The following is a 1049-nucleotide window of genomic DNA, read 5'->3' on the forward strand; positions in this document are numbered from 1 at the left end:
ACTCCCAGGAGATGGTCCGCCGGTTCGAGGAGATCAAGGCGAAGTTGAAGCGCCAGGAGACCGCGGAGTTCAAGCCTATGGGGGTATCTTTCGAAGTGGTGTAGATGGCTGGTGGGGGCACCGCTCGTTGGTGCAGACGTTCTCCTGCCTGAGAGCCACCATCTTCTCCACTTGGAGGAGGTCTAGCCTCTCCTGGTGGTCGGGGGCTAGGTTGCGAAAATCGGGCCCGGCGACGATCTCGCTGCCATCGAGGAACTTCTTCTCGGTCTGGGTTCCTTTCGAGCTCTTCATTCTTGTTCACTCTAGGGTTATCTTGTCCTGGGGATTGATAAAAACCACAATAATTTAATTTGGTATTATAAACCGACAGCAGTAAAAACGCCAGCTTCAGAACTTAAGGTGCTGAATGGTGGATCGGTCATCTTCAGATACTAATAGATTAAAGAGATAAAAAGAGATAAAAAAATAATCGCCCCAAACGGGGGGCCTATTAGCCACCTTTCTGGCTTTGTAGGCCGATCAGTGTCGGTGCTCTCTGCAGGCGTTCTCGTCGGTGGCCTCTTCGAGGTAGCCCTCTTTCCAGTCGGAGATGGCGTCCCGAACGGTCCCGGTCGCCCCGACGAAGACATCGATCCCGCAACCTTCGAACATCTTGACCGCCTTGGGGCCGAGGCCTCCCGCCAGCATGACGTGGGCGCCTTTGGCGGAGATGATCTCCGGGGGAAGGCCGGTGCCACCCATGTGCTCGCTCGTGTTTCTGACCACCTCGACGTCTCCAGAGTCGATGTCGACTATGGTGAAGGTCTCGGCCCGACCGAAGTGGGCGCATATCAGTTCATCCAGACCCTGTTCTCCCATGGTTGGAACGGCAATTTTCATCTCTTATCACCTGTTTTGACCGCCCTGTCCTCCACCGCCACCGCGACCGCCGCCACGGCCTCCGCCGCGGCCACCACCGCGACCCATCCCGCCTCCTGCGCCCATTCCCGCATGGGCGGAGACCGAGGCGGAAGAGGTTTCGGAGAACTCACCGTTCTTGAACTTCTCTA

The 1049-nt window shown here is 56.9% G+C and carries 2 protein-coding genes; both read right to left on the minus strand.

Annotated features, from left to right (window positions below; translation table 11 throughout):
• Positions 1-75: 75 nt before the first annotated feature.
• Positions 76-291, minus strand: a complete 216-nt coding sequence (locus tag ACP5EL_RS10390) for a hypothetical protein (protein ID WP_428402438.1) — start codon at positions 289-291, stop codon at positions 76-78.
• A gap of 228 nt (positions 292-519) precedes the next feature.
• Complete coding sequence (locus ACP5EL_RS10395) at positions 520-858, minus strand: NifB/NifX family molybdenum-iron cluster-binding protein (protein WP_428402439.1); 339 nt, start codon at positions 856-858, stop codon at positions 520-522.
• Positions 859-1049 lie beyond the last annotated feature (191 nt).

The organism is Methanocrinis sp. (assembly GCF_049974945.1).
Classification (GTDB): domain Archaea; phylum Halobacteriota; class Methanosarcinia; order Methanotrichales; family Methanotrichaceae; genus Methanocrinis.